General features: G+C 64.6%; 3 protein-coding genes. 1 reads left to right on the forward strand and 2 read right to left on the reverse strand.

Annotated features, from left to right (window positions below; translation table 11 throughout):
• Window positions 1–17: 17 nt before the first annotated feature.
• Both EN745_RS32915 and EN745_RS32920 read right to left on the reverse strand, forming a co-directional pair.
• A complete protein-coding gene (locus EN745_RS32915) occupies window positions 18–461 on the reverse strand; it encodes an SRPBCC family protein (protein ID WP_127407385.1) in 444 nt (147 codons plus the stop codon).
• A 144-nt stretch (window positions 462–605) separates the two neighbouring features.
• A complete protein-coding gene (locus tag EN745_RS32920; protein WP_127423179.1) occupies window positions 606–1,673 on the reverse strand; it encodes a glycosyltransferase in 1,068 nt (355 codons plus the stop codon).
• A 712-nt stretch (window positions 1,674–2,385) separates the two neighbouring features.
• Here EN745_RS32920 and EN745_RS32925 point away from each other — a divergent pair.
• Window positions 2,386–2,890: amidohydrolase family protein (locus tag EN745_RS32925; RefSeq protein ID WP_145992274.1), on the forward strand; the 505-nt coding region annotated here is incomplete at its 3' end.

Below are 2,890 nucleotides of genomic sequence, written 5' to 3' on the forward strand. Positions count from 1 at the left end.
CTCTCGGGCGATATGCCCTACTGATTGATCTCGGGCTCGACGAGTTTTGCCAGGTTGCGGAGCGACTCCTGCCAGCCGAGATAGCAGGCTTCGACCGGGATGGCGTCCGGAATGCCTGCCTGCGTGATGTCGAGGTCGGTGCCGCACGATACTTGCTTCAGGATCACGGTGACCTGGATCTCGCCCGGCAGGTTGGGGTCGTCGAACCTGTCGGTGTAGCGCAGGCGCTCGCCCGGGACGAGTTCGAGATATTCGCCGCCGAAGGCGTGGCTGCCGCCCGTGGTGAAGTTGCGGAAGGACATTTTGAACGTGCCGCCGACCTTTGCCTCGAAACTATGCACTGTGCAGGTGAAGCCGTTCGGCGGAAGCCATTTCGCGAGCGCGTCCGCTTCCGTGAATGCGCGGTAGACCTTCTCCGGCTTGGTCGCCAGAACGCGGTGCAAACGTACGGTGCTTGGCATATCGTATGTCCTCTCTGATTTGCTGATCGATGCCCCAAGGACGTACGGGGGCCTGGCCAGTCCGACACGGGCTGTCAAATTTCTTGAAGCCCTGCCCTCTCCCGTTCCCTGCCCTGCTCAGCGAAGCATGTGAGGCGAATGCTTTCAACCCATCGCCTGGCGGATGGATTTGGAGAACCGCGCGAGGAAGGCCGGCCGCGACGCGGCGTCGAGCTTCCAGGACAGCACGGCGAGCGCCATCCTTCCGGGCAGCATGCCGACGGACAGGAACCAGGCGGCAAGCATGGCGCGACGCCTGAGCGAGGCCGTCATCTCGAGGCTGGCGACGGCGCCGTGCGCGGCAAGCGCCAGTTTGGAATCATTGGCGACCGGGTGCCGGTCGGGGTCGGCGCAGAGCGAGGCGAGCCGCTCCTCCAGATGAAGCGTATCATGCAGGACGGTCTCGGCCGGCTCGACCGCCAGGCCGACACCCGAGACCTGGCCCGACAGCGCCGCCATGCGGTGGAAATCATGCGCCACCCGCCACCGCGCCCGCTCGGCAAGCTTTTCGCCGAAGACGGAATGGTTGGCGCCGTGGATACGGTAGGCGCCGACGCATTCCTCGATCGACTGCACCTGCCCGTAGAGCGGCGCCAGCGTCGCCAGATAGCCATCGGCGCCCTGGCGGAAATCGGCTTCGGGGATCGGCATGATGGTGTCCAGCGTCGAGCGTTCGAAGGCGAGTCCGCTGGTCACCGTCGTCTGGTAGCGCCCCTTGTGCAGCAGCTTCGGCAGCACGTCGCCATCGTCGAAGGGAAGTTCCGGCGGCGGGAAGACATCCTTGACGCGCTGTGCTTCGTCGACGATGTGCAGCCGCGACTGCACCTGCGCGGTCGCCGGATCCCAGGCGTCGACGATCCTGGAGACGGCGTCCGGGTAGAGATAGTCGTCGGCGTCGAGGAACAGCACGATCCTGCCTGAGCTTGCCGCGAAACCGGTGTTGAAGGCGGCGGCATGGCCGCCATTCCTTGGCCGCAGGCAGGCGCGGATGCTGTCGCCATAGGATTCTATGACCGCCGCCGAACCGTCGCTCGATCTGTCGTCGACGACGATGACCTCGACGTCGTCATGGTCCTGGCCGAGCGCGCTGTCGACACTGCGTTCGAGGAAGCGCGCGTAATTGTAGTTCGGGATGATGATGGACACCGGAATCCGGCTGGGCATCGGATGCATCGCGTTGGACCTCGCATTTGCTTTGGTTTCGGCGGAACCCGCAGGAATAAGCCTTAAGCCCCGCGAGTTTCCCTGGGGCAAGGCTTGCGCTTGCCTCGGGTGGACGGGTTGCGTTGCGACGTCAGCTGAGCGGCCGCGATTGCCTTCGAGGGTCATCCGCCGCAGGCATTCGGCGCGCGGCGGCAAGGCAGTCGGGGATCCGGTCCGGATGGTGCAGCGGCCGGCTCCGACGGGAATGGTCCTTCATTCGATCCGGGACAGTGCGTCCCGCGCCGAAGGCATATCCGGAGTGTGACCGCGAAATGCGGCCGTAACAAGCCCGGGGCGTCGATTGCGCCCCTCAGGCTGGAGCGGACGTTGCTCCAGTATTTGTCCGTACGCAATCCCGGACGGAAAACCGCTACGCACTTTTCCTGGAATTGCTTCTAGCTTACGCAATCCCGGACGGAAAACCGCCACGCACTTTTCCTGGAATTGCTTCTAGCTTACTTGAAGCCGCCGCTTCTCATAGTATGGATTGCTCATATCACGGGTTCGTGATCGACCGGTATGAGCGAAATGCAACACGTCCACCCTAAGGTCTGCCCGCGATCCGGTGCCGGAACACCTTTGCGACGTGTCGACAAGGCGGCTCGGCACCGGCCAAAGTCACGCCCCTTGACCGCTTCGGCGGTTGGGACGAGCGTAGCGGCAGACTTTGCCTGGGGGACCCATGGATTCGAAGAAACTGCTCACCCGCATGATCCGCGCCGGCGCCGGCGAGATTCCCGCCGACCTGGTGGTCCGCAACGTGCGGCTGCTCGATGTCGTCACCGGCAGGGTGAGCGAAACCGACATCGCCATCGTCGGCGACCGCATCGTCGGCACCCATGCGCGCTATCAGGCTGCCGAGGTGATCGACGGCCGCGGCCGCTTCGCCGTGCCCGGCTTCATCGACACGCACCTCCACATCGAATCCTCGCTGGTCAGCCCGCTCGAATTCGACCGCTGCGTGCTGCCGCACGGCGTCACCACCGTGATTTGCGATCCGCATGAGATCGCCAATGTGCTGGGCACTGAGGGCATCCGCTATTTCCTCGACTGCGCCGAGCGGACCATTCTCGACGTGCGGGTCAATCTGTCGTCCTGCGTGCCGTCGACGGCGTTCGAGACCTCGGGCGCGCGGCTGGAGGCGGAAGACCTCGTCCCGCTTCGCGCCCATCCCAAGGTGGTCGGCC

This window comes from Mesorhizobium sp. M4A.F.Ca.ET.022.05.2.1 (assembly GCF_003998845.1).
In the GTDB taxonomy this organism is placed as follows: domain Bacteria; phylum Pseudomonadota; class Alphaproteobacteria; order Rhizobiales; family Rhizobiaceae; genus Mesorhizobium.

Bases quoted from the DNA above. Each gene is read 5' to 3' on its own strand.
- EN745_RS32915 (WP_127407385.1), bottom strand. From the start codon at position 461: ATGCCAAGCACCGTACGTTTGCACCGCGTTCTGGCGACCAAGCCGGAG.
- EN745_RS32920 (WP_127423179.1), bottom strand. From the start codon at position 1,673: ATGCATCCGATGCCCAGCCGGATTCCGGTGTCCATCATCATCCCGAAC.